General features: G+C 26.1%; 29 protein-coding genes, 1 pseudogene and 1 riboswitch. Of the genes and pseudogenes, 23 read left to right on the top strand and 7 right to left on the bottom strand.

All coding sequences use genetic code 11. The features are described from left to right. The first annotated feature begins 89 nt into the window (after positions 1-89). The 4 genes from ACTG45_RS11255 (at position 90) to ACTG45_RS11240 (ending at position 4,433) form a co-directional block, all read left to right on the top strand. Positions 90-707 carry a hypothetical protein gene (locus ACTG45_RS11255; RefSeq protein WP_021384904.1) on the top strand — a complete coding sequence of 206 codons (618 nt, stop codon included), beginning with the start codon at positions 90-92 and terminating at the stop codon, positions 705-707. A 111-nt stretch (positions 708-818) separates the two neighbouring features. Then, positions 819-987: riboswitch (Lysine riboswitch) on the top strand. A gap of 81 nt (positions 988-1,068) precedes the next feature. Beyond that, a complete protein-coding gene (locus ACTG45_RS11250) occupies positions 1,069-2,262 on the top strand; it encodes an aspartate kinase (RefSeq protein WP_479916877.1) in 1,194 nt (397 codons plus the stop codon). Positions 2,263-2,279: 17 nt separating this feature from the next. Beyond that, entirely contained in the window at positions 2,280-3,572 is a 1,293-nt protein-coding gene (gene lysA / locus ACTG45_RS11245; RefSeq protein WP_021384905.1) for a diaminopimelate decarboxylase, read from the top strand. Positions 3,573-3,776: 204 nt separating this feature from the next. After that, complete coding sequence (locus ACTG45_RS11240; RefSeq protein WP_021384890.1) at positions 3,777-4,433, top strand: outer membrane protein assembly factor BamD; 657 nt, start codon at positions 3,777-3,779, stop codon at positions 4,431-4,433. A gap of 145 nt (positions 4,434-4,578) precedes the next feature. On the opposite strand, the gene ACTG45_RS11235 is transcribed toward ACTG45_RS11240, so the two are convergent. Next, positions 4,579-5,664 carry an AI-2E family transporter gene (locus tag ACTG45_RS11235; RefSeq protein WP_044213561.1) on the bottom strand — a complete coding sequence of 362 codons (1,086 nt, stop codon included), beginning with the start codon at positions 5,662-5,664 and terminating at the stop codon, positions 4,579-4,581. A gap of 191 nt (positions 5,665-5,855) precedes the next feature. Between ACTG45_RS11235 and ACTG45_RS11230 the strand changes: the two genes are divergently transcribed. The 3 genes from ACTG45_RS11230 (at position 5,856) to ACTG45_RS11220 (ending at position 8,463) form a co-directional block, all read left to right on the top strand. Then, positions 5,856-6,572: a pseudouridine synthase gene (locus ACTG45_RS11230; protein WP_479918994.1), complete on the top strand. Its 717-nt coding sequence runs from the start codon at positions 5,856-5,858 to the stop codon at positions 6,570-6,572. Between the two features lie 37 nt (positions 6,573-6,609). Further along, entirely contained in the window at positions 6,610-7,191 is a 582-nt protein-coding gene (gene mnmM, locus ACTG45_RS11225) for a tRNA 5-(aminomethyl)-2-thiouridylate-methyltransferase MnmM (protein ID WP_479918993.1), read from the top strand. 399 nt (positions 7,192-7,590) lie between these two features. After that, on the top strand, positions 7,591-8,463 hold the full coding sequence (locus tag ACTG45_RS11220; protein ID WP_021384902.1) for a MurR/RpiR family transcriptional regulator: 873 nt from the start codon (positions 7,591-7,593) through the stop codon (positions 8,461-8,463). Between the two features lie 113 nt (positions 8,464-8,576). On the opposite strand, the pseudogene ACTG45_RS11215 reads toward ACTG45_RS11220, so the two are convergent. Further along, positions 8,577-8,846 (bottom strand): annotated as a pseudogene (locus ACTG45_RS11215) (tyrosine-type recombinase/integrase); the annotation flags it as partial. Between the two features lie 821 nt (positions 8,847-9,667). Here ACTG45_RS11215 and ACTG45_RS11210 point away from each other — a divergent pair. The 11 genes from ACTG45_RS11210 (at position 9,668) to ACTG45_RS11160 (ending at position 16,785) form a co-directional block, all read left to right on the top strand. Further along, positions 9,668-9,919 (top strand): DUF1413 domain-containing protein, encoded by a 252-nt coding sequence (locus ACTG45_RS11210; RefSeq protein ID WP_479918992.1) that lies wholly within the window; start codon positions 9,668-9,670, stop codon positions 9,917-9,919. A gap of 84 nt (positions 9,920-10,003) precedes the next feature. Then, the gene (locus tag ACTG45_RS11205) at positions 10,004-10,243 is read left to right on the top strand and encodes a hypothetical protein (protein WP_479918991.1); all 240 of its coding nucleotides are present in this window, start codon (positions 10,004-10,006) and stop codon (positions 10,241-10,243) included. 83 nt (positions 10,244-10,326) lie between these two features. Further along, a complete protein-coding gene (locus tag ACTG45_RS11200; RefSeq protein ID WP_169470346.1) occupies positions 10,327-10,512 on the top strand; it encodes a DUF4177 domain-containing protein in 186 nt (61 codons plus the stop codon). Positions 10,513-10,550: 38 nt separating this feature from the next. Then, a complete protein-coding gene (locus ACTG45_RS11195) occupies positions 10,551-10,763 on the top strand; it encodes a hypothetical protein (RefSeq protein ID WP_479918990.1) in 213 nt (70 codons plus the stop codon). A gap of 107 nt (positions 10,764-10,870) precedes the next feature. Further along, positions 10,871-11,221, top strand: a complete 351-nt coding sequence (locus ACTG45_RS11190) for a hypothetical protein (RefSeq protein WP_479918989.1) — start codon at positions 10,871-10,873, stop codon at positions 11,219-11,221. Positions 11,222-11,681: 460 nt separating this feature from the next. Beyond that, positions 11,682-12,248 carry a hypothetical protein gene (locus tag ACTG45_RS11185; protein WP_021384867.1) on the top strand — a complete coding sequence of 189 codons (567 nt, stop codon included), beginning with the start codon at positions 11,682-11,684 and terminating at the stop codon, positions 12,246-12,248. A gap of 279 nt (positions 12,249-12,527) precedes the next feature. Beyond that, positions 12,528-12,929: a hypothetical protein gene (locus tag ACTG45_RS11180; protein WP_479918988.1), complete on the top strand. Its 402-nt coding sequence runs from the start codon at positions 12,528-12,530 to the stop codon at positions 12,927-12,929. A 611-nt stretch (positions 12,930-13,540) separates the two neighbouring features. Further along, complete coding sequence (locus tag ACTG45_RS11175) at positions 13,541-13,678, top strand: phage holin family protein (RefSeq protein WP_479920293.1); 138 nt, start codon at positions 13,541-13,543, stop codon at positions 13,676-13,678. An 11-nt stretch (positions 13,679-13,689) separates the two neighbouring features. Beyond that, positions 13,690-13,878, top strand: a complete 189-nt coding sequence (locus tag ACTG45_RS11170) for a hypothetical protein (RefSeq protein ID WP_479918987.1) — start codon at positions 13,690-13,692, stop codon at positions 13,876-13,878. After that, on the top strand, positions 13,875-14,096 hold the full coding sequence (locus tag ACTG45_RS11165) for an N-acetylmuramoyl-L-alanine amidase (protein WP_479920292.1): 222 nt from the start codon (positions 13,875-13,877) through the stop codon (positions 14,094-14,096). The genes ACTG45_RS11170 and ACTG45_RS11165 overlap by 4 nt, the downstream gene beginning before the upstream one ends. 673 nt (positions 14,097-14,769) lie before the next feature. Then, positions 14,770-16,785, top strand: coding sequence for a cell wall-binding repeat-containing protein (locus ACTG45_RS11160; RefSeq protein WP_479918986.1), 2,016 nt, complete (start codon positions 14,770-14,772; stop codon positions 16,783-16,785). A 60-nt stretch (positions 16,786-16,845) separates the two neighbouring features. Here ACTG45_RS11160 and ACTG45_RS11155 read toward each other — a convergent pair whose 3' ends face one another. Both ACTG45_RS11155 and ACTG45_RS11150 read right to left on the bottom strand, forming a co-directional pair. Further along, the gene (locus tag ACTG45_RS11155; protein WP_479918985.1) at positions 16,846-17,163 is read right to left on the bottom strand and encodes a hypothetical protein; all 318 of its coding nucleotides are present in this window, start codon (positions 17,161-17,163) and stop codon (positions 16,846-16,848) included. A gap of 31 nt (positions 17,164-17,194) precedes the next feature. After that, complete coding sequence (locus tag ACTG45_RS11150) at positions 17,195-18,163, bottom strand: CPBP family intramembrane glutamic endopeptidase (RefSeq protein ID WP_479918984.1); 969 nt, start codon at positions 18,161-18,163, stop codon at positions 17,195-17,197. A 414-nt stretch (positions 18,164-18,577) separates the two neighbouring features. On the opposite strand from ACTG45_RS11150, the gene ACTG45_RS11145 reads away from it, so the two are divergent. The 4 genes from ACTG45_RS11145 to hcp all read left to right on the top strand — a co-directional run bounded on the left by ACTG45_RS11145 (position 18,578) and on the right by hcp (position 23,099). Next, complete coding sequence (locus ACTG45_RS11145; RefSeq protein WP_479918983.1) at positions 18,578-18,865, top strand: hypothetical protein; 288 nt, start codon at positions 18,578-18,580, stop codon at positions 18,863-18,865. A 509-nt stretch (positions 18,866-19,374) separates the two neighbouring features. Beyond that, a complete protein-coding gene (locus tag ACTG45_RS11140; RefSeq protein ID WP_479918982.1) occupies positions 19,375-19,962 on the top strand; it encodes a TetR/AcrR family transcriptional regulator in 588 nt (195 codons plus the stop codon). 31 nt (positions 19,963-19,993) lie between these two features. Further along, positions 19,994-20,785 (top strand): class I SAM-dependent methyltransferase, encoded by a 792-nt coding sequence (locus ACTG45_RS11135; protein ID WP_479916864.1) that lies wholly within the window; start codon positions 19,994-19,996, stop codon positions 20,783-20,785. 655 nt (positions 20,786-21,440) lie between these two features. After that, positions 21,441-23,099 carry a hydroxylamine reductase gene (gene hcp / locus ACTG45_RS11130; RefSeq protein WP_479918981.1) on the top strand — a complete coding sequence of 553 codons (1,659 nt, stop codon included), beginning with the start codon at positions 21,441-21,443 and terminating at the stop codon, positions 23,097-23,099. Positions 23,100-23,148: 49 nt separating this feature from the next. Here the strand turns inward: hcp and ACTG45_RS11125 are convergent, their stop codons facing one another. Both ACTG45_RS11125 and ACTG45_RS11120 read right to left on the bottom strand, forming a co-directional pair. Further along, on the bottom strand, positions 23,149-23,364 hold the full coding sequence (locus ACTG45_RS11125; RefSeq protein ID WP_021384856.1) for a helix-turn-helix domain-containing protein: 216 nt from the start codon (positions 23,362-23,364) through the stop codon (positions 23,149-23,151). Between the two features lie 10 nt (positions 23,365-23,374). Further along, positions 23,375-23,842, bottom strand: a complete 468-nt coding sequence (locus ACTG45_RS11120) for a DUF2975 domain-containing protein (RefSeq protein ID WP_479918980.1) — start codon at positions 23,840-23,842, stop codon at positions 23,375-23,377. 278 nt (positions 23,843-24,120) lie between these two features. Between ACTG45_RS11120 and ACTG45_RS11115 the strand changes: the two genes are divergently transcribed. Further along, positions 24,121-24,276 carry a hypothetical protein gene (locus tag ACTG45_RS11115; RefSeq protein ID WP_479918979.1) on the top strand — a complete coding sequence of 52 codons (156 nt, stop codon included), beginning with the start codon at positions 24,121-24,123 and terminating at the stop codon, positions 24,274-24,276. Positions 24,277-24,481: 205 nt separating this feature from the next. Here the strand turns inward: ACTG45_RS11115 and ACTG45_RS11110 are convergent, their stop codons facing one another. Further along, positions 24,482-25,180 carry an alpha/beta hydrolase gene (locus ACTG45_RS11110; RefSeq protein ID WP_479918978.1) on the bottom strand — a complete coding sequence of 233 codons (699 nt, stop codon included), beginning with the start codon at positions 25,178-25,180 and terminating at the stop codon, positions 24,482-24,484. Positions 25,181-25,343 lie beyond the last annotated feature (163 nt).

The raw sequence follows: 25,343 nt of genomic DNA, 5'->3' as shown, positions 1-25,343 counted from the left end.
TTTTATTTCAATTCTTTGTAAATTTAATGTCATAAAATTAATATAATATTAGTACAACTTTGCAAATAATACTTCAAGGAGAATGTACTATGACAAATATGGAAAAAGAGATATTGCTTTTAATTAGCAGGGTTAGATGTGTTACAGAAGCTCAATTTAGAAAGATTTATGGAGACCAAAAGAGATATAATAAAAAAAACTTTAAAAAAACTTTGAGAAAAATGTGTAGTGAGTATACATTAAAAAAATATCCTTGTGATGTGGATTATTATAATTATAAAGACCTCTCATATGTATACTATTTAAATGGTAGTAAACTTTTTAAGGGAGATGATTTAATAAAGGCTCTAGTAGGGTCAGAATTAGTTGTTAGAATCAATACTGCAGGTTGTGATGTAAAAAGATTCTACCGAAATGTTAGTGTGGATGATATGAAATATGATTTATTTATTGAATATACAGACCAATTTGGTAATATAAAACAAGTTTTAGTAGATGTTGATTTAGATAATGAAATAGATATTTCTAAATATGAAAATCTTTCTAGAAAGATAGATAAATCTACAATTCCATTTTTTAAAGTGCCAAACGTTTTGGTAGTTACGCCAGATAATCTATCTGAATTAAATGACTTAGAGAGATACGATAATGAGTATAGCATAAATTTTATAGATTTAGGGTTAAATAAACTATTTAATTGTATATAAGCTAATTTTAAAAAAGAAGACTATGGATTTGCCACATTTTGTAAAATAATTGTTGCAATATTATATAGAATGTGATAAAACTATATTAATAAATTAATTAAAAAATAATGAGCCTAGGGTAGAGGTAGCTATATTCAATAGTATTCAATAAGAGCTGGTAAGTGTTGATGATTGATGAAAGGGTCTATAGCCGAAGAAAATTTGTTGACGGACGGATTTTCTGGACTTATGCATAATATGTATAAGGCTGTCACTTTTAAAGTGGTGAGCTACAAGGTTACTTGGTCTATGAGATTTACACGTCCAAAGTATACCTTTGGGCGTTTTTATTTATCAAAATTTAACTTGAGGGGGAAAAAGCATGAGTATAATTGTTCAAAAATATGGTGGAAGTTCAGTAGCAGATACTGATAAAATAAAATCAATTGCAGAAAATATAATAGAACGAAGAAAAGAAAATCCACAAATGGTGATAGTTGTATCTGCCATGGGTAAATCTACTGATGAATATATAAAATTGGCTAAAGAATTGAGTAATGAACCTAGTAAAAGAGAATTGGATGCATTGATGTCTACTGGAGAAATGATTTCAGCTTCTTTATTATCAATAGCATTAAATGCACTTGGATGTAAGGCTGTAAGTTATAATGCTTATCAATTAAATATAAAAACAAGTGGTCTTCATGGAAAGTCTCAAATTGATGATATAAATGTAAATAGAATTAAAAATAGTTTAGATGAAGGAAATGTCGTAATAGTAACTGGATTTCAAGGAATCAATGAAGATGGTGATGTAACTACTCTTGGAAGAGGTGGTTCAGATACATCTGCTGTAGCTCTTGCAGTCAAATTAAATGGAAAATGTGAGATATATACAGATGTTGATGGAATCTATTTTACAGACCCAAGAAAATATTCAAAAGCTAGTAAACTTGATGAGATTGAATATGAAGAAATGCTTGAATTAGCAAGTTTAGGGGCACAAGTAATGCACTCAAGAAGTATAGAACTTGCACAAAAATATGGTGTTGAAATTTATGTTGGACGTACATGTGGTACAGTAAAAGGAACATATATAAGAGGGGGAAAAGACATGAAATTAGAGGATAAAGTAATAACAGGATTAGCTACTAGTGATGATGATAGTTCTATAACAATAAAAGATTTTAAAGCAGAAAATATATCTAGTTTATTTGAAGATATAGCAACTATTGGAATAAGTGTAGATATGATAAGTCAAACTGCACCTATTTTAGATAAGATAAGTGTATCATTTACAGTTCCAAAAGAAGAACTAGGTGAATGTAAAAAGATAGTATCTAAATATACAGATGAAGAACATGTAGTAATTGATAATAATATCACTAAATTTTCTTTAGTAGGTCTTGGTATGAAAAATACTTCTGGAGTTGCTGCTAAAGTATTTAAGATATTTAATGAAAATGGTATAATGATAAAACTTATAACTACATCAGAAATTCGTATAACTTGTGCTATAAATTCTGATGATAAGCAAGTAGCTATAGAGAAAATAGCAGAAGTATTTAATATATAAAATTTGGGGAGGATATTATGAAACTTCATGGAACTATGACCGTAAATGATAATGAATTATATATTGGAGGAGTGAGTTGTTTAGAACTTAGTAAAAAATATCAAACTCCACTTTATGTATTTGATGAAGCTTTAGTAAGACAAAACTGTAGAGAATATGTAGAATATTTTAAAGCAAAAGATGGAAAAAATAAGGTTGCTTATGCAGGTAAGGCTTTTTTACCTCTTTACATGTGTAACCTTATAAATGAAGAACAAATGTGCCTAGATGTAGTTTCAGGAGGTGAATTATATACAGCTTATAAGTCAAACTTTCCTATGGAAAAAGTTTTCTTCCATGGAAATAATAAGACTAAAGAAGAAATAAATATGGGATTAGATTTAGGTGTAGGTAAATTTGTAGTAGATAATTTTTATGAATTAGACTTGATTGAAACACTATGTGAAGAAAAAGGTAAGACTCAAGAGATATATTTTAGAATAACACCTGGCATAGAAGCTCATACACATGATTATATAAAAACTGGTCAGATAGATTCTAAATTTGGATTTGCCTTAGTAAATGGAGATTTGTTTAGAGCTATAGAAAAATTAAGTGAATACAAAAATATCAAACTTGTGGGTCTTCATGCTCATATAGGTTCGCAAATATTTGATGTAGAGCCATACATAGATACAGTAGATATAATGATGAACTTGGTAAAAGAAATAAAAGAAAAATTCAATATACAATTAACAGAAATTGACTTAGGTGGAGGTGTAGGAGTTTATTATAGTAAAGAAGATAAGCCTAAAACTATAAAAGAATTCTGTGAGACTATAATCACTAAAGCAGAAAGTTCATGTAAAGAGCTTGGAATAGAAATGCCTATACTGGTAATAGAGCCAGGTAGATCAATAGTTGCAAATGCAGGAAGTACATTGTATACAGTAGGCTCAATAAAAGATATAAAAGATGTTAGAGTGTATGTAAGTGTGGATGGAGGTATGACAGACAATGTAAGACCTTCTCTGTATCAAGCTAGTTATGAATGTAGTATTGTAAATAAAATTAACCATGAGACTATGAATCATGTAACAATAGCTGGAAAATGTTGCGAGAGTGGAGATATATTGATTGGAGATATAGATATAATGGATATTAAAAGTGGAGACATACTTATAACAACATCAACAGGTGCATATGGATATTCAATGTCTTCGAATTATAATAAGATACCAAGAGCGGCGGTAGTCTCAGTATTTGATGGAAATGACAAGATAATATGTAAGAGACAAAGTTATGAAGACTTATTGTCTTTAGAAATATAGAATAAAAATTAAATATTAAAGTTTATTTTAAGTAGATTTGCTAAGGTGTATATAGCTCTAAATTAATTTTTAGTTTGTTGTAGTTATACATAGCATATCTACTTATTTTTCATTTTACTAACAAATTTCTTGTAATAAATATAAAATATTTTAAAAACTTCCTAATTATGATAAAATTTAAAGTATATAACAAGGAGGGGTTTAATGAGAGGAAGAGTAATTTTATTAATATCGATATTATCTATATTTCTTGTAGGATGTTCATTTAATAATAAAGATGAAATAAATTTAACTGAGCAAGGAAAAACATACTTAGAAAAACATGACTATAAAAAAGCTATGGAATCATTGTCCTCTGCATTAGAAGAAGACAATACTAATGAGAATGCAAGGGCTATGTACATGCAAGCTATGAGAATGTCAAATATGATTGAGTTTGAAGAAGTAAAAAATTACGAGGATGCAATTAAGGAACTTAAGCTTATAGAGAAAATAAAAAATGGTTCATCTGTTATTAAAGAAGAAGCAACCAAAAAGAAAGAGGAATTAACGAAGTTAGAAAAAGAGCAAAATGAAGCAGAAGAGCAAAGAAAGAAAAAGGCAAAAGATACAGCAGGAGAAGATAGATATAGAGTAGAATCTGATGCAAGGAAAACTTCTTACAGTAGAAATAATAAAAGTAATAAATCTAGTTCTAAAAATGACAATAAAAAATCAGATGATGATAAATCTGATAATAATAATGGTTCTTCTCAGAATCAAGAAAAACCAAATAATAATCCAACACCAACACCACCTTCTCCAGAGACTAGTGGGGGCTCAGATAGTGGTGGAAATTCTCAAAACTCAAATAATCAATAAAGATAAAATACATATATGTAATTAACAAAATATGTATTATAAAAAATTAACTCTTAGCAAACATAATTTGCTAAGAGTTAATTTTTTTAAAATAATAGAAAGGAGTTAATTTGCAATTAAAAATTAAGCGTGCAATAAGTATAAGTTATTGTAATCGATTGTCTATATATTTATCAACATAAGTTTTTACAACAGCTGCTATTGGTACTGAAAGGAAAACACCTATAAAACCAAATAAAGATTGACCTATTAAAATTGCAGAAATTACCCATATAGCACCTATTCCAACTTGATTACCCATAACTTTTGGTTCTATAAAGTTTCCATCTAATTGTTGTAATATAAATATAAATATAACAACCCATATAGTTTTTTGTGGGCTATATAAGATTGTCATAGCTATTGGAGGTATTGCACCAATGAAAGGACCAAAATATGGTATTATATTACCTAAGAATATTATTGAAGCCAAAAATAAAGCATTTTCTATTCGAATAACAAATTGAAATCCTAAGAATGCAATTATACCAATAATAAGAGAATCTAATATTCTACCAATTAAATAATCATAAAAAATATCGTGAGTAGTCCTAAAGAATTCTATAATATCATCTGCTTTGTTTCTAGCAGTAGAAGAGTATAGTAATTTCTTAAATCCCAACGCAATTTTTTCTTTGTCATATATAATATATATAGACAGTATAAATCCCATTGTCATATTAAATAGCATAGAAGATATGCTAAGTGTATAGGCTAATAGATTTTTAGGAATTCTACTAATAAAACTATTTGCCTCTTTTAATACATTATCTAAGCTATGCTGTATATGAGGAATTAAAGTTTTTAAAAAATCTATGTTTGACATATTTTTTTCTATAAAATTGTTTATATAATCAGTATACAGAGGCATTTCATTTATTAACCTATTTAATGTATTAGCAATTGATGGAATCAATAATCTAATGCCAAAAGCTAAAATAAGCCCTATAAGTATATAAGCTAAAAAAATGGCTAAAAGCCTATGTGTTTTAAATTTTATTTCAAAAAGCATTACTAATGGATTTAGAAGCAAAGCAAGCAAAATGGCTAGAAAAAATGGGCCAAAAAACTTTAAGAATCCTTCAATGCTTGATATAAAATCTGATGGAGTATTAACAAATTTAAAAAATAAAATTCCAATAAACACAACTATTAAATAGTATTTTACATTTTCTTTTGAAATATTAATCACTTCCTTAAAATAGTGTTTAATCAGCTATTACATATTAATAGTATGTGAAAAGAAATTACAATTATTTAGGAAAATTAAATAATTTTTTGGCTTGTTTTTAATTAAGGTCTAGTATAGTATAATAATGTAGCAAAATTAACATTGATAAAAATATTAAATAACATATAATTTAAGATAAGAAAGGATTATGTATGAGAATTAATAAGTATATAGCATCTTGTGGAATTGCGTCTAGAAGAAAAGCAGAAGAAATTATTCTTGAAGGAAGAATAAAAGTAAATGGAAATGTAGTGAGAGAATTATCATTTAACATTGAGGAAGAAAAAGATATAGTAGAACTTGATAATAAAAAAATAAAACTAAGCGAAGAATATGTCTATATAGTATTAAATAAACCAGAAGGATATATAACTACAGTAAAAGATCAGTTTAATAGACCAAGTGTAATAGATATAATTAAAGATATAAAAGAAAGAGTATATCCAATAGGAAGACTAGATTATGAGACTAGCGGATTATTAATACTTACTAATGATGGAGATTTAACATATAAACTTACTCATCCAAAACATGAGATTAATAAAACATATGTAGCAAGTGTGAAGGGTATTGTAAGTAATGATGAAATAAAAAAATTTGAGAGAGGATTAAAAATAGAAGATTACACAACAGCACCTGCTAAAATAAGAGTAACTAAAGAAAATAAAGAAAAGAATTATTCTGTGTGTGAAATAACTATACATGAGGGAAGAAATAGACAAGTAAGAAAAATGTGTAAAGCTATAAATCATCCAGTTTTAAATTTAAGAAGGATTTCTGTAGGTAAAATAGTATTAAAAGATATAAAAGTTGGAGAATATAGACACTTAACGAAAGATGAAATAAAATATTTAAAATCAATAAAATAAGAGTGAAATAAGGTTAACAGTAGGGAGAAATAGTATTATGGCATATGCAAAATATTTAACTAAAATTACAGATATAAATAAATTTTATTTAGAAAAGGTTGTAAGTGAGGGTGATATAGTAATTGATGCTACTATGGGAAATGGATATGATACAATATATCTAGCTGAGAAGGTCGGAGAAAAAGGGTTTGTATATGCTTTTGATGTACAAGAGGAAGCAATAAAGTCTACAAGAAAAAAGTTAGAAAAAGAAGGATATATGAACAGAGTAAAATTGATATTAGATGGTCATGAAAATATGGATAAATATATAAAAGAAGAAGTTTCATGTGTTTTATTTAATTTGGGGTATCTTCCCAGAGCAAAACATTCAATTATAACCAAACCAGACACAACTTTAAAAGCTCTAAAGTTGAGTTTAGAAAGATTAAAAGAAAATGGGATAATAAGTATAGCTATATATACAGGACATGATGGAGGTCAAGAGGAAAAAGATTGTATATATAATCTTATCAATAATTTAAACCAAGATGAATTTAATGTTTTAGAATCTAAGTTTTTAAATCAAGTCAATAACCCACCACAATTGATTTTAATTGAAAAGAAAAAATCACAGTAAATACTAAAAAAAACTTGACAAGATTCTATTAAGAGTTAATATATATATTGTGACCCCTTAAAAATACTTTAAATAATAAGCATACGATAGTTTGCTTTCAAAATAAAATATACACTTGAATATGCAAAATAAGATGGGAAACTTTTAAATGAGTAAAAATTGAAAAATTTAAAAGAAATATTGGATAAATATTAAAAAATGCAAGGAAAGATGGTATAATAAATTTAATCGAAAATACTATGTGATGTATAAGGTACAGAAAAGTTAGAATTTTATGAGTTTAAGAAGGTATGATAAAAACTAAGATGAAGTTGAGATAAAAACTAAATAATAGAATTTTTAGAAAAAAAGACAGTTTAACAAAAACAAAATAGTTTATATAACTAAAAGGAGAAAAAAATGGAAGAAACAAATGAAATGAAGGACAGTAAACATTTGATATCAAATATACAATCTCAGTATACGAGATTGAGTAAAGGTCAAAAACTTATAGCACAATATATTTTAAATAATTATGATAAAGTTGCATTTATGACTGCATGTAAATTAGGTGAAACTGTAGGTGTAAGTGAGTCTACTGTTGTAAGATTTGCAAATGCCTTGGGTTATAGTGGATATCCTAAATTACAAGCAGCACTTCAAGAACTCATAAAAAATAAGCTAACTACAGTACAAAGAGTTGAAATGGCACATGATTATTCCGATGATTTTGCAATATTGAACAAAGTTTTAAAGAGTGATATAGATAATATAAGGTCTACATTAGAAGAAATTGATGAAAGAGCATTTAAGGAAGCTTCTAATAAACTTTTAAGAGCTAGAAAAATATACATTCTTGGTATGAGAAGTTCTTTTGTGGTAGCTCAATATTTAGGTTTTTACTTAGATATAATACTTGACAATGTGCATATAATTAGAATGGATATGGGAGATGCTTTTGAGCAGATTGTAAGAATAAATGAAGAAGATGTTATAGTTGCGATTAGTTTCCCTCGTTATTCAAAAAAATCTTATCAAATTGTTGATTATGCTAAGGAAAAAGGAGCACATGTAATATCATTAACAGATAGCTTGTTTGCACCAGTAGCATCACTTGCAGATAATACTCTTTTAGTTAAAAGCAATATGGCTTCGTTTGTAGATTCTTTAGTTCCAGCACTTAGTATTTCAAATGCTCTTGCTATATCTGTTGGAATGAAGGAAAAAGAAGATATTAAACAACACTTTGATGATTTAGAACAAATTTGGAAGAGATATTCTGTATATGAGTAAAGTTTGCATATTAATAAATAATTTCAAGGATTAAAACGTTTAAATCTAGCCCTATTTAAACAAAGATATTATAAAAAAACTGACTGACACTTAACTGACAGTCAGTTTTTTGTTTATCTGAATAACATTTTGCTTAAATTATTAGAGGCTTCTTTGTCCATTTTCTCTAAAACATGAGAATATGTATTCATAGTTATTTTTATATCTGTATGACCCAACCTTTTAGAAACCACTTTCATATTAGTACTTCTCAAAAGTAGCAAACTAGCACTTGTATGTCTTAAATCATGTATTCTTATTTGTCTCAAATTGTTTTCTTTGATAAATATGTGAAAATTTTTTGATAATACCTTTGGTAGCCAGGGGCTGAAATTTCTATTTAGATATACTAACTGTGTTTTATATTAACTATGTGGTATGTAAATGACTTTGATTATACTAAATTAAAAGAGATTGATGTAGTTTTACATTAACTAAATAGTATGAGAATTATTGTTGTTTAAAAAAATTTAAAATCAAAAGAAGAAAAAGACTATGATAAGTATAGATTTAATTTTAATTATCATAGTTTTTTATTGTGAATATAGATAACTAAATATAAGAGCTGGTCAATCAATAAGTTCAATATCAATAGCATTATTTGGAAAGAAAGCCTTAATAGAGCAGGAATCACTTTTTAAATTGTTGGATTACAAAGTAAATTAAAACTATAGCCACTTTTAAATGCTGAAAATGTGCAGTTTTTTGTTTCAGACATAAGATAATAGTATTGTGGAAATGAAATGTTTCCATCTCAAAATTAAAAATATATTAAGAGATTATTATAGATTATATGAACATACTAGGCAAATCATGAGGATGCTATTTGTTTAATTCTGACTATGTTCAAAATCTATTGACTATATTAAGTATTTGAATTGAGATTAAAAATCTCATACAATTTTATTTTAATTCAGAGGTCTAAAAATTGAGTGAGGCTTGGCAATCTCACTCACTATACAAGTAATGGTTTAATCTAGGTTTAATTCCCAGAAACTGCAACATATTATGTATCTCCCTAAAGATACTAAGTTCGTCCATATTTAGTATTTTTTACTTTTTAGATTATGATTTTTAGTATAACCATGAGACTATATTTGACTGTAAGATAATAAGCTGTTACTATATATCTAATAACCATTAGTTTATAAAGAGGTGGTCAAATATGAAAATAGATTCAAGTACAACTCTACAAGATTTATTTGAAATATCAAAAAATACAATTTCTGATTTAAAAACTAATGAGGTATTTATAGTCAAAGAATTATTTAGGGGTTTCGAGTGGAATAGAATTTCTGAAAGTAGTCGTGCACAATTAGGTTCAAAATTTTTTAACTACGCAAATAATGATGGTAATTCCCATATAGAAGTTTTAGATAAGACACTAAAAAATCAGCAAAAATATAAAAAACTTTAATTTAAAAGGATTTAGCTAGTGGACTAGGTCTTTTAATGTGTGATGATAATATGAAAGAAAATAATTAATTAAAGAGGTATAAATATGAAATGTCCTAACTGTGGAAGTGAAAATATAGAAATAGGTATTTTAACAACTGGAGGTATATATGCTGAAACTATTGGATTGAAGTATATAGGAGATGGAAAGTTAGATAAAGTTATAAATAAAACTCTTCCTGTACAATCCATTATCTATTCAGATTTATGTTTAGACTGTGGTGAAATAGTGAGAACTTACATAAAAGATAATACCAATAAGAAATGGTGTAAAAATAAAAAATAGATTAAATTAAAAGGTCATTTTGATAGATGGTCTTTTTTATACTATGGCAATATAAAAGAAAATAATTACTAGGAGGTATGGATATGTATGAGTATAAATTTTTTCAGTTACCAGCTACACCACTTTTTAATAAAGGTAAGACTATAAATGATGTACGGATACCTATTTTAGAAGAGGAATTTAATAATCTAGGAAAAGATGGATGGGATTTATTTCAGATAAATTGGATTGAAGGTATTGCTGTATTTAAAAGAGAAATTAAAGAATAAATTAGTGTATAATAAAATAAAACATAAGGGAGATAACTATGAAATGTCCTAATTGCGGTAGCGAAAATATAGAGCAAGGTATTTCTACAGTTAGCGAATCAGGATTTGTTATATATAAAACTGGTTTAGAATATAATACAAGATTTTCCTCTAAGGTATCTAAAACATATTCTGACTTATGCTTAGATTGTGGTGAAATAGTGAGAACTTATATAAAGGGGAAGACTGACAGAAATTGGTGTAAAGATTAGAAATAAAAATACATAAGATTTAAAATGATTATCTTTATAGAGGGTATTTTATCTTTTAAAAATTAAATCTATGGGAAAATAACCTAAATTAGTTAGGAGTGATAACTATGAAGAAAAATATTTTAGGGACATTGCTACCATTACTAACAATGATTATAATATTTGTTCTATCATTTGAAAATATAATAACTAATAGTTTAGGATTAAGCAATATGGATATAAAAGGAGCTCTTATTTTAGGTATAGTATTATTTATTCCATTTTCATTTTTAGTTAATGGTATAATATGTGCTATCAAGCAAATAAATTGGAAAATTCCAGCATTAATATCACTTCTAGGCTCGATTATTATTATGATATATCTAAAATTTGATAGTACAGAAATGGCATTGTATTTATCATATTATTTTATAGCATATTGTATTGAATATTGGGTAACTAGTTCAATGAAAAAATAAATTAAAAGGTTATCTTAACCGATGGTCTTTTTTTATACAATAAATTAAAAGGAGAATGAAATTATGAAATTTGAAGAAGTATATAAAAAGATTAAAGAATTAATAGAAATTATTTAAACTAATCTTAGGGTCTGTTGGCTAATAATTAGCTTTATTCTTTATTATATGATATAATGTAAAATAGAGATAAGGAAGTGGTTAGTATAGGAATATTAAAAAGTGCTGAATTAATTAGGAAGATAGCACAAAGAATTGCTAGAGAAAAAGGAATAAGAGAGCAAGAGGCATGAAATGATGCTGTTACAGAGTATAAACAAAAACATAGATACTTAGTCTAGAGAATCATCTTTATAGATGGTCTTTTTTTATGTAAGAAGTTTGTGTAATAAATTAAAAATAAATGTAAAAAATATTATACAACTATAATAAGATAAAGTAATGTTTTTAAGGAGAAAAAGATATGCTCAATCAGTTTAATGAATTTCTTGGTAACTATATAAATATAATTTCTGTAATTGCATCATTTGCATCAATAGCAGCCTTGATTATATCAATTATAGCTTTTATGGAGTCTAATAAACAAGCCAAATTGATATTAAAATATAGAAGAAATAACGAGAATAATATGGCTGGTGATTATTATGAAAATGGTAATGGATATATTAGACTTGATTCGAATAATATAGATGATAAATCTGATATATATACTAAGATTCATAGTAATAACTTAGTTGATTTTGTAATAGAAAATAAAAGTACAATTGTTGCAAAAAGCCCTATATTAAGTTTGAAATTTATTAATATGGAAGTGGATATTGAAGAAAATAATAACTTTGAACAAATAAATAGTGAGCTCAGATGGCATCCAAAAGATAATACCACAATTCATAAAGGAATAAATTTTAGAATAGAGCAATTTAATTTTAAAAACTGTGTTATGCTTAAAAAAGAAGTTTATATAGAGGTGGTATTATCAGCTGATAATATGAAGACAAAAGAATTTAGAATACCAATAAAAGTATATTAAAGAACACTAGCAAGTGTTCTTTTTTTGTCTAATGGATTGAAGGCAGTAAATGAATAAAAGAGAAGTTGTGTATTTAAATTTAGAAGATATAAAACCTTATGAAAATAACACTTTAAAGATTCAATTAAACTTAAGTAAAATGTTTGTATAAATCTTGTGATATATTTAAAATCTTTTTAGAATAATTATAAATTTATATTGATAAACAACTGTAAGAGTAGACTTGTTTTATAGTATAATAAATTAATATATTATGCAGAAAATTAAGGAGATATACTTATGCAGACCTTAGATGTATACATGAAAAAATTATGTCCACAATATCTAATCAAACATAGTGAAATCGTTGATGAAGTAACTGTTGATGTACGTACACCAACAGAATATGGTAGTATAACTAAATTAGAACATAATATCTCTGTTATTAATGAAAAAGAATATGACTTTTTGCACAGGAATAAGCCTATTGCAGGAATTATTGTTTTATATGGTTTAATAAAAAATCGCAAAAAGATAAAAAATAAACTCCTATCTATTAGTGATAACAATAGTAAAAAGATAATAATTGCTTGTTCTAAAGGTAGGATTCGTAGTCCAGTTGTTTGGATGTATTCTAGATATTTAAAAATAGATTCTAAAGTATTATTGGATGGAATAAATTCTCTAAAAAATAATTCTTAAAAGCGAAAATTTGAGTATTTTGTAATTGTCGAATAGTTTTTGAAGGATATTAATCTTTGAAGTTGAATTTTATACTTTGGAAGAGATTAATATGGATGAAAAGTATTTGAAAGAATATTTATTTTATTATGAGAAATTAAAAGTTAAGAAGAAAAAATAAGAAACTATAATTTAATAATAATAGAAAAAATAAGTATATAAAATAATAGAACTGTAGTAGATTTAAATGCTAAAAATAATATGTTGATATGGTTTTATCCAGCATTGACTTTGTTTATTGCAATAGATAGTTGAAAAGTTCGATTTAATATCAGGTACAATATTAAAATACACATTTATAAATTATAGATGTGTATTTTTTATATAAAAAAATACAATAAGAGGAGATTAAAATAATATGAGTAATTTAAGTGCTTTTTTAGCCCAAAATACGACAAAAATTGACGATGTAAAATATGTAGCAAATGACAGATTCTTAGATGAATAAGGAAAACCAGTCAAGAATGGATAATTTAATAAGTTTTATACCTGAGCAGTTACTAATTTTAGTAGCTGTTCTCTTTATTATGGGTAAAGGATGCAAAAAATATAAATAACTAAATAATAAAGATATTCCAGTAGTCTTATTAGCACTTGGAATAGGTTTTTCAGTATGGACTCTAGGATTAAATCCAACCTCAATCTTACACGTTGTAATTTGTTGGGGGATATCAATAGGTATAAATCAAACTTACAAACAGTTAAAGTAGGAAAATAAATAATGAAAATAGCAATAATAACAGAGCATACGCTAACAGGTAAAGTAACAGGAGCAGTTGGTTATATAGATGAAGGAAAAGAAAATAGAATACTAACTGATTTAATTGTTAGATGGTTGAAACAAGGTGGAGCAACTGTATATACTTATAAGATAAATCGAATAATTATCTATCTGAACAATGTCAAATAACAAATAAACAAGACATAGACTTAGCAGTACAAATTCACTTCAATGTAAATAGTACAACACTAAATTCTATGGGTGCAGAAACAATATACAAAACTAATAATGGCAAAGTGTATGCAAATAGAGTAAATGATAAATTAGCAACAGTATTTAAAAATAGGGATGTAAAATCAGATGTAAGAGGTCTTTACTGGCTTGGTCAAAAGCACCAGCAATTCTAATCGAAGTATGTTTCGTAGACAGCAAAATTGATACAGACTATTATATTAAAAATAAAAATACGGTTGCGAAACTTATAGCAGAGGGTATATTAAATAAGAAAATAGATAATATTGAAGTGAAACAAATGTATAAGCATACAGTAGTTTTTTAAGGAGAAATTGAAAAGGTATTAGCACAAATAGTCAGTTGGAATTATAAAGAGAGTGAATGTTTAGTTTGTGATATAAAAGATTATAAGCCATATCAAACAGAAAATTTATATATTATAGGTGGAGGAGTATGTAATAAGATAAGTTCTATAAATAAAGAAAAATACACTATGATAAAGGGGAATGATAGATTTGATACACTTTACAAAGCGTTAGATTTTATAAACAAATAGATTTAATTGATAGAAATATATTGAAATTAGAAAATATTACATATAACTAAAAGTGGTAGGTTAAACTTATCACCTTTTTTTATATATTTTCATTACCTAAGTTATACCTGTGAATGTGTATTTAAAATACATTCTTAATAATATAAAATTTAATTAAAAATGGACAATTCTTCAATGGATAATTTACTATTATTTATATATTAGAATACATTTTAGAATTATTGCTAAAAATGTAAAAATATGTTAAATTCTATATAAAATTATATTATTGTTAAAGAGGGTAATATCAAATGAAATGGGTTAGTAAAAAAATATTTATTTTAGTATTATCAAGTATAACAATACTGTCTTCAGTTGGAGGAGTAAACGCATTAGAAATTAAAATGAATAGCAATTTAAAAAAACAGATAGAAAAGAGGACTACTATACCCGCTTTAGATACATTGACAATGGTACAAGCTTTTCCAGATGCAAATTTTAGAGCATATCTTTGTGATATTCTATCTATAAAAGATGAAAATGTCCTTATATCTACAGACTCTAAGGATAGAATTGAAGCTATAGATGAATTGGCTGTATATGAAAAATCAATAAAAGATTTATCTGGAGTTAATTATTTCGTTAATTTAAAATGGTTATATTGTAGTAATAATAACTTGGAAATATTAGATGTAAGTAATAATCTAGAACTTGAGACTCTAAGTTGTTATGGAAATAACTTGGAAACATTAGATGTAAGTAATAATCTAAAACTCACAGGTTTAAATTTTGGTGGTAGTAATATTAAAACATTGGATATAAGTAAAAACAAAAAACTTGAAATACTATATTGTTATAATAATAACCTAAAAACATTAGATATAAGTAATAATCCAGAACTTACACATTTAAGTTGTTTTGGTAATGGCTTAAAAATATTAGATGTAAGTAATAATCCAAAACTTAAAGAATTATATTGTGATGATAATGACTTGAAAACATTAGATGTAAGCAATAATCCAAAACTTGAAAACTTATATTGTCGTGATAATAACTTAAAAACATTAGATGTAAGTAATAATCCAGAACTTAAAGATTTAAGATGTGGTGGTAATGACTTGAAAACATTATATGTAAGCAATAATCCAAAACTTGAAAACTTATATTGTTATAGTAATAACTTAAAAATATTAGATGTAAGTAATAATCCAGAACTTAAAGAATTATATTGTTATAGTAATGACTTGAAAACATTAGATGTAAGCAATAATCTAGAACTTACACATTTAAACTGTATTAATAATATGCTTAAAACATTAGATGTAAGTAGGAACAAAAAACTCATATCCCTTTATTGGGAAAAACAGAGAGAACCAAAAGAATCATCTGGAGGAGGTTCTTATACTCCAAAGTCAATAGTAACAAAGAAAGATTCTTTAGTAGGTTCTGATAGATATGAGACTTCAATAAAAATAAGTAAAAAAGGCTGGGATAATGCAGATAATGTAGTACTTATAAATAGTTCTAGTATATCCGATGCACTATCAGCTACACCATTTGCAAAAGCTAAAAATGCCCCAATACTGCTTACTCAAAATGATGATTTAAATCAACTAACAGAAAATGAAATAAATAGATTAGGTGCAAAAACTATCTACATAATCGGTGGATTTAATTCTGTAGATGCTAGTATTGAGAAATATTTAAAAGGCAAAGGTTTAAATATAATAAGAATATCTGGGAATGATAGATATGATACTTCAATAAAACTAGCAAAAGAATTACATAAAGAAAATAAACTGTCTAAATTAGTTTTAGTAAATGGAGAAAAAGGACTCGCTGATGCAGTAAGTATGGGAGCAGTATCAGCAAAAGAGAAAATGCCAATACTTCTTACTAACGAAAATGATGATATGAAAGCTATAGAAGAATTGATTGATAATAAGGATATATCAAAATCATATGTAGTGGGTGGAGATAGTCTATTTAATAAAGATATTGGAGATAAACTTCCATATGTAATTAAAATAGCTGGAGAAGATAGAGGAGAAACTAACTCAAAAGTAATAGACTATTTTTATGATAATAAGATTTTAGATAATTTATATATTGCAAAAAATGGAGAAAATAGAGAAGATGATTTAGTTGACGCTTTATCAGTAGGAGTACTTGCAGGTAAGACAGAATCACCAGTAATATTAGTTGGAGATGGAATAAGTGATACTCAAAAAAGTTTAATAAATAAAAGAGAATTTAGAAATATAATTCAAATTGGTGGAGATGGAAATGAAAAAGCATTTAGTGAAATAGAAAATTTAGTGAAGTAGATAGATTAGAAGGTAGTAACTAGAGTTAGTTGCCACCTTCTTTTTTAATAAATTTAAAGTTTATAGAACAATATACCTTTTTCTAATTAAATAATATAACATTGTTGTTATAATAGTTGCTAATATCATTTTTATTATTGTAATGTCTAATATTCTTGTAAATAAGCCTATTGCTATGTATTCAAAGCTTATTGCGTAGCGATAAAGCACTTCCAGTTTAACAGTTCTTTTTCTATCTATATTTCCATACTTTAATTCTAATTTATCTAAATATTCATCACTACAAAAACCAATTTTATGTTTAATTAAGGCTATTATTGTAGTTAATATTATAATTCCTATTCCAATAAGTATAAGATTGATATTCCCCAAATTCATAGTAGATACCTCCTCTAGCATAATAATTTTTTTATGTATGATGTTTATATTCTTTTGTAAAGAGGAAAGGAAGATAAAATAATGATACAAATATAAGTCTTTCTAAAATAATATAATAGCTAAGTGACATTTCAGAACTATTACAAATAACATCCAAACTATTAATTAAAGCATGAATTATAGAACAAAACCATATATTTTTAGTTTTCAAATAAACATAACCTAAAAATATAGAAAGTCCGATTCCATAAATTAAATGAATTACACTTCCCATTATTGGAGCATCTGGACTATAGAATGTAAATTGTAAAGGTAAATGCCATAAACTCCAACAAACTCCTACAATTATAACACCTATTTTTTTACCAAATTTATCAAAGAAAATACTTTGTAAAAAACATCTCCAGGCATATTCTTCAGACAAAAAAGGATAAATATATATTAGTGATATTATAATAAGGTTAAGATAAAATAAAATACCATTATAATTAAGATTATTTCTACTTATTATTAATCCAAGAATAATTTGAGAAAATATAAAGTAGACAACTAATAAAGTACCTGTTCTTACATTTTTTAGAATATACAGTTCATTTGATTTAAAAGAATGAATAATAAGATATAAACTGCTTATTAAAATTAATATAGAATTCACTAATTGATATTGATTGAGGTTTATTAAGTTAAATGATTTAGCAATAAATAATAAAAAATAACTAAGAAAAAGTAATATTACTAATGAATAAAACTTATACTCATTATTAGTTTTTCCTTCTGAGTAAAATTTTGCAATAGCGACAGAAGATAAAGGCAATATCATCATGAATGATGCAAAGTTTTCTGGGTCAATAAACTTATTGAAATATAATAGTAAACCTAGTAAATAAGTTAAACCAAAAGTTATAGAAAAAAATATTATAATCTGTATTTTCTTTCTTTTTTCCTCGTTTTCAATATATTTTGGATTTAATAAATCAATCCATTTTTCTTGTAACTTCAATAGAAAAACCTCCTTTAAGATATTATTTTCTTTTTTATAATAACCAACTTATATAAGATTTATCTTTCTTAATCAAAGTATACCAGTAAGATAAGTACAAAAAGTATATAAAGTATTACAAATATATATAATAAAAATTAATAATGAGATAATGAATAGCAAAAAAATAATTATTTTGCAGAAATAGATTTAAATTTCTCAAAATTTATACTATAATTTATGTAAATAAGTAGATATCCTTATAAAATTAAAAAATTTGTATCATTTGAAATATCAGTATTGATGATTTTTTAGTATATGTACAAAGATAAAGAGAAGTGTATCAAGTGCCACTCGGACTGATTATGTAGATGTTTTTATAGGAACTAAATTTGGTTTAGCATAAAATACAAATATAGAATTTAGGTGCTTTTTATGAAAAAAATTTTATGGATTTTACATAGCTTTATAGTTATTACGATTAATTTTATATTAAAAGAAAAAAATTATAACTTTATTTTACTGGCAATCTTTTTTATACTACTATTAATTCAAAATGGAGTATTAAAAACAGGTTACCAAAATAGAGCTACCTTTTATCAAGATAATTATTTTAATGAAGAAGATAAAAATGATGAGATAAAACTTATGACTATAAAGAATTTTATATTTTTGTCATTACCATTATGCTTTAATATAATATTTAACTATTTAACTTCTTAAATTGCATTTAGATTTATTTTAGTAATAGATAAATTAAATTTAAATATTAGATAAAAAGGTAGTAACTATTTAATTATAATTACTACCTTTTTTGTTGCGGATAAAAATATTAATAAATTGTGGAAAACTCATACAAAAACTGTGAATAAAATATTTAACTTACATGTATATACAATCTAAAATATAGAATGTTGAAAAATCAATGTTTATAGATGAAAATATAAGATAAATCTTATTCTGTATATGAATAATAATGTTATAATTTTTTAAACAGAGGAAAAGGTAATAAGGCTTTTGTCTTCCTTTTTCTATGCAATAAAACTTAAAGCTAAGTCATTCAATTTTTCACAGGAATTAGGGCTGACAACAATAAGCGTGATTTTTCAAGTTCCAGCGAGAGCCAAAGTACGAAAAGTGAAAAACTCTCTATTGACATAGTTAACTCGATATGCAACAATAGTTATATAACGTATGTAATTAAAAAATTGCCAATAAGGAAGTGAAATTTAATGCCACCTAAAGCAAAAATAACAAAAGAAATGATTTTGAATACTGTATTGGAGATTACAAAGGAAACAGGGTTTGAAACTGTAAATGCTAGGAGTATTGCAAGTAAATTACAATGTTCTACTCGACCTATTTTTACTTGTTATGAAAACATGGATGAATTAAAAAGCGAATTTCTTACTTTTGCATATGAATACTATGAGCAGTATGTTAATAATTATCGTAATTCTGTAAATGTCAGTCAATATTTAATCATTCCTCTTTCATACATTGAATTTGCTCAAGAAGAAACACATTTATTCAAGCTATTATTTATAAATGATATGGATTTGAATATGACAAAGACTAATGATTTTTATAAAGAGATTGACAATGAAAAAAAGGCAATATCTTTTTCAGAAACCGTTGGAATAGAATTAGAACATGCAAAAGTAATATTTTTGGATTTATTCCTTTATACCCACGGCATAGCAGTTTTAACAGCTACGAAAAAATTAATATTAGATAGAAATAGTACTGAAAAAATGGTGAGAAATATACTGTCAGCTTTTATAAGACAAGAAAAACCAGATTGGAATTTATCTATTTAATGTTTATTAACTAATATAGAAGAGGTGCAATATGAAAATAAACCAATACTTAATTGATTTTTACAATAATTATGATGAAGATAGTCGACTGGCATTAAAACATGGATCAGTTGAGTTCCTCACTACTATGCATTACATTGAGAAGTATATAAAGCCTGGCAACCACGTGCTTGAAGTCGGTGCTGGAACTGGACGATATTCTCACACACTGGCACGTCAAGGATATGACGTTGACGCGGTGGAGTTAGTAGAGCATAATATAGATATTTTCCATAAAAATACCCAATTAGGTGAAAATATAACCATTACTCAAGGGAATGCCATGGATTTATCTGCTTTCTCTGACAATGAATATGATATTACACTACTGTTAGGTCCGTTATACCATCTTTATAGCATAGAAGATAAACAACAAGCTCTGCGAGAGGCAATTCGTGTAACAAAACAGGGTGGTGTGATTTTTGCTGCATATGTCATATCTGATGGCTGTCTTCTTGACGAAGGATTTAAACGTGGCAATATAAATGTTACTGAATATATTGAACAAGGATTGATTGATTCTCTGACATTTGCTGCCAAGTCCAAACCAAAGGATTTATTTGAACTTGTACGTAAAGAAAATATTGATGATTTGATGTCTGTATTTCCTGTAACACGATTGCATTACGTCGCGACAGATGGCTGCACCTTATTTATGCGTGAATCAGTAGATGCGATGGACAACGACGCATTTGAATTATATTTGAAATACCATTTTGCTACTTGTGAACGTGAAGATTTATTAGGTATTACAAGCCATGCGATTGATATATTCAGAAAATAAGCATATGGATTTCAATTTACATGCACTATAAAGTATTAATAAAGAAAGTGTCATAATATATTTAAGAAAATAGCACAATACGTTTTTACTAAGTTACTTGTATTTATTAAGATAGTGGCATTTTTAGATTTGCTACTATCAAGTATACACTTAAAAACTTTAAATGGTATGAGTTCTGTATTAAACTGGACTCATACCATTTTTTACTTGAATACATTCATTATTGTAGAAATAAATATAATAATTTGTAAGTTTGACAATTTCATTTAGGCTATTTATATTAATTAAGTAGAGTATCATTACTTTAAGTTACCAAAAAAATATTCAATAAAAAAGAAAAAACTCTTTTAAAATAGTACTTTCTTTTTTATTGAATAGATAAAATTGTAATAACAAAATGAATGAAAATTATAATAATATAGGATAATTTAATTTAAATCTATAGAAAAAAATCTGAAAATTTTCATATAAAAATAATATTTAACAGCTAATTATCATCTGGTCAAATTTTATATTGCTAAAGTTAGTATATACTTCCTGAAAACTGTATGTTTTGTAAAAGAATACTTATATAGCTTGGAAGCTTTAATATAATTTTATAATCTATAACATATTTGGATAAACTATGTAATGATATAAAAGGAGGTATAAGCAAATGGAAAATTCTATGTTTTGCTACCAGTGCGAACAAACAGTAGGTGGAAAAGGATGTACCAAGATAGGTGTTTGTGGTAAAACACCAGAAATAGCAGCACTTCAAGATTTATTAATTTATCAGTTAAAAGGAATAAGCTGCTATGCTAAAGCTATTATAGACAATGGAGAAAAAATAGATAAAGAAATAGTTTCTTTTGTAGAAAATAGTCTGTTTACAACTTTAACGAATGTTAATTTTGATGGTGATGTTCATGAAGAGATGCTTAGAAAATCACAAGAGATAAAGCAAAAACTAAGAGAAAAAATTAAAGAACCTATTAAAAGTAATGAATATACTGAATATAATTTAAGTGATACAAGAAGTCAAATGTTAGAAGACGCTAAGAGAGCTGGAATAATGTTTGATGAGAGTTTAAATCCTGACATACGCTCACTTAGAATGACTATACTTTACGGATTAAAAGGTATAAGTGCTTATGGACATCAAGCTAGAGAACTTGGATATTATAATAATCAAGTAGATGAATTTTATTTTAGAGCATTATCAGCAATTACAGATGACGATATTTCTCTAGAAAATTTAATAACATTAACTCTTAAGACTGGAGATATGAGTGTTGCTGTAATGCAAAAACTAGATGAAGCTAATACTACTATTTATAAAAATCCAGAGCCTCATAAGGTAAATGTAAACATAAAAAAAGGTCCATTTATAATAGTATCAGGGCATGATTTAAAAGATTTAGAAATGTTACTTAAACAAACAGAAGGAAAAGGAATAAACATATATACTCATGGAGAAATGATTCCTTGTCATGGATATCCAGAATTAAATAAATACTCTCATTTAGTAGGTAACTTTGGAGGAGCGTGGCAAGACCAGCAAAAAGAGTTTGATTCTATACCAGGATGTATACTAATGACAACAAATTGTTTGATGAAACCTAGAGATTCTTATAAAGATAGAATTTTTACAACTAGTGTTGTTGGATGGGATGGCGTAAAGTATATAGGTAAAAATGAAAATGGAGAAAAAGATTTTAGTGAAATAATAAATAAAGCACTAGAATTAGGTGGATTTAAGGAAAGTGAAGAGCCACACGAAATATTAGTTGGATTTGGACATAATGCGACATTAAGCAATGCACCTGTAATAATAGATGCAGTTAAGACTGGAAAGATAAGACATTTCTTCTTGATTGGAGGATGTGATGGTGCAAGACCTGGTAGAAACTATTATACAGAATTTGCTAAACAAGTTCCTGAAGATTGTATAATTCTAACTCTTGCATGTGGGAAATACAGATTTAATAAGTTGAATTTTGGGGAAGTGGCTGGATTACCTAGACTATTAGATGTTGGTCAATGTAATGATGCTTACTCGGCAGTAAGAATAGCCTTAGCTTTGGCCGATGCGTTTGACACAGATGTGAATAGTCTTCCTCTTTCAATAATATTGTCGTGGTATGAACAAAAAGCAGTAGCAGATTTATTGGCATTACTATCACTGGATATAAAAAATATTTATTTAGGACCAAGCTTACCAGCATTTATAAGTCCAAATGTACTACAGTATTTAGTTGACACATTTAATTTAATACCTATTAGTACTCCTGAAAAGGACTTAGCAACATGTCTAAATGTTCCAGCAAAATAATTAGAATTGTATATTATAATCAAAAAAGAGTGCTTTTAAACACTCTTTTTTAATCGTTTTCATCTTCTACATATTCAAGTATATCTCCTGGCTGACAGTCTAAAGCTTTACAAATTTCATTTAAAGTAGTAAATCTAATGGCTTTTGCTTTGCCAGTTTTTAAGATTGATAAATTAGCATTCGTAATGTCTATTTTTTCAGCTAAATCTTTAAGTGATATTTTTCTTTTTGCCATCATTACATCTAGATTAACTATAATTGCCATAACATCACCTCTATATCGTCAAGTCATTATCTTCTTTTATTTTTATAGCTTTATCAAATGTTTCAGCAATTACAAAACACATTAGCGCAAATATAAAAGAAATAATCATAAGTGGTGAAATACCTCCATTATTGTCTCCAAATATCATTATAGGAGTAGCATTTGAGCCATAACCAATTATACATTCAATTATAGTATTTACTAATAAACAACACCCCATTATTTTAAATCTTTTTACATTTTCAAATATAAAAGGTGAGTATTTAGTACTATTAATTATAAATATTAAGAATAAAATAACTATAAAGTAGTCAGAAAAATATAGTATTCTTGCAATTAAGGTAATTAATTTGTCATAACTAAAATCATATAAAAACATAGGTATCATACACAAGAATATTATACCAGCAACACCTAAAATTGATAATATAAAATATAGAAATACTGATAAAATATTGCTAAAAAATCTTGTAATCATAAAATATTCTCTCCTTAACATAGATTATATTATTGATTATAATACATAATTTATTGTTTTTCAATAATAAATTATTGATATAACATATAAAAGTATTATAATATATATTAAAAATAACACTATATAAGGTAGTAGGTTTATATGAAAAAGAATATAAGTTTTAAAATACTAAATAATATTGTATTGATTAGAATAATTTTGATTTTATTATCACTTATTTTAGTGCTATTAGTACTAACACCATATTTTAAAAGTGGCGTGGCATTACAGATACGAATATGCCAACCGTCATATCAGTAGCTATATATATGTGTGCTATCCAATATGTTGTATCATTGTCTATATTAAAAAAATTATGTAAATTAGTAGCAATCAATAAACCATTTTCAAAAGAAATACCTAAAGACTTAAAAAATATCTGTATGTGCATTTAGTGAAATTTTTATATTTAATTTTGTAGTGTTAATATTATTGCTATGTTAATTAATTATTAGTGATTGCTTACGATTTTGTATATCTTCAAAGTTTTTAAATAATAATTAATTTATTGTCTATCTAATTATCTTAACAACCTAAAAATAAAATTAATTAAATAGACGTTGATAAATAATTTAATCATGATAATAATACTGTTATTTTTTATTTAAATAAAGCAACTATCCATTCATCTAAAGCATTTAATTCTTCTGGAGTGTTAAACCAGTGTTTGCTATTTTCCATAATAGTCAAACTGCAATTAAATTTTTGAGTAAATTTCTCTACAACACTGATTTCAGTAAGTTCATCATACTTACCATATAATATTTTTGTTGGTACATTCCATTGAGTAATAGGGTGTTGCTTTGCATATAACAGATATTCCCATGAAAGAGTATATCCAAATGAAGTTGGAATAATTAGTTCATGTTTAAGTTGTTCTTCTGATACATTTGCCCAATTCATCATATTGGAAATGAGTTGTTGCATATCGAGAATTGGAGATACAAAAATACATTCCTCTAATTTCTCATTTTTAAAACTTAACATGCTAAACCATGCTCCAATGCTATTTGCATATAGTGAAACTTGGTTCCAATGGTATTTTGCATATTCCATAATACTCGATAACTCTGGAATAACATGCCAGGGGTCAAATGCATCATTTTCTTTTTTACGTTCTCCATGTTCAGGTAAATCTATACTTAAAACCTGATATTTATGATGAACAGCAATATTGGCAAAAGCTTCAGCTTCTTCTTTACGACCAGATTGTCCATGTATGTAAATATATAATTTACTTGAAGGATTTCCCCAAAGGATTGAAGGAATTCCATGAATTTGAAAATGTTTTTTTTCCATAAAAATCTCCTCTCAGTTTGATACATTAGTTATTTTTATTTAATCAAACTATAATTTGTATTGTAAAAATACAACCTAAGACAATACTAATTATATTAGGTTAAATACTAATTTAATTAGTATTATATTAAAACATAATTAAATTGTCAATGTTTTATGAGAG

This window comes from Clostridioides sp. LIBA-7602, from assembly GCF_056688945.1.
Note: the sequence above shows the minus strand (reverse complement) of the source record. Positions and strands in the feature narration are given on the sequence as shown.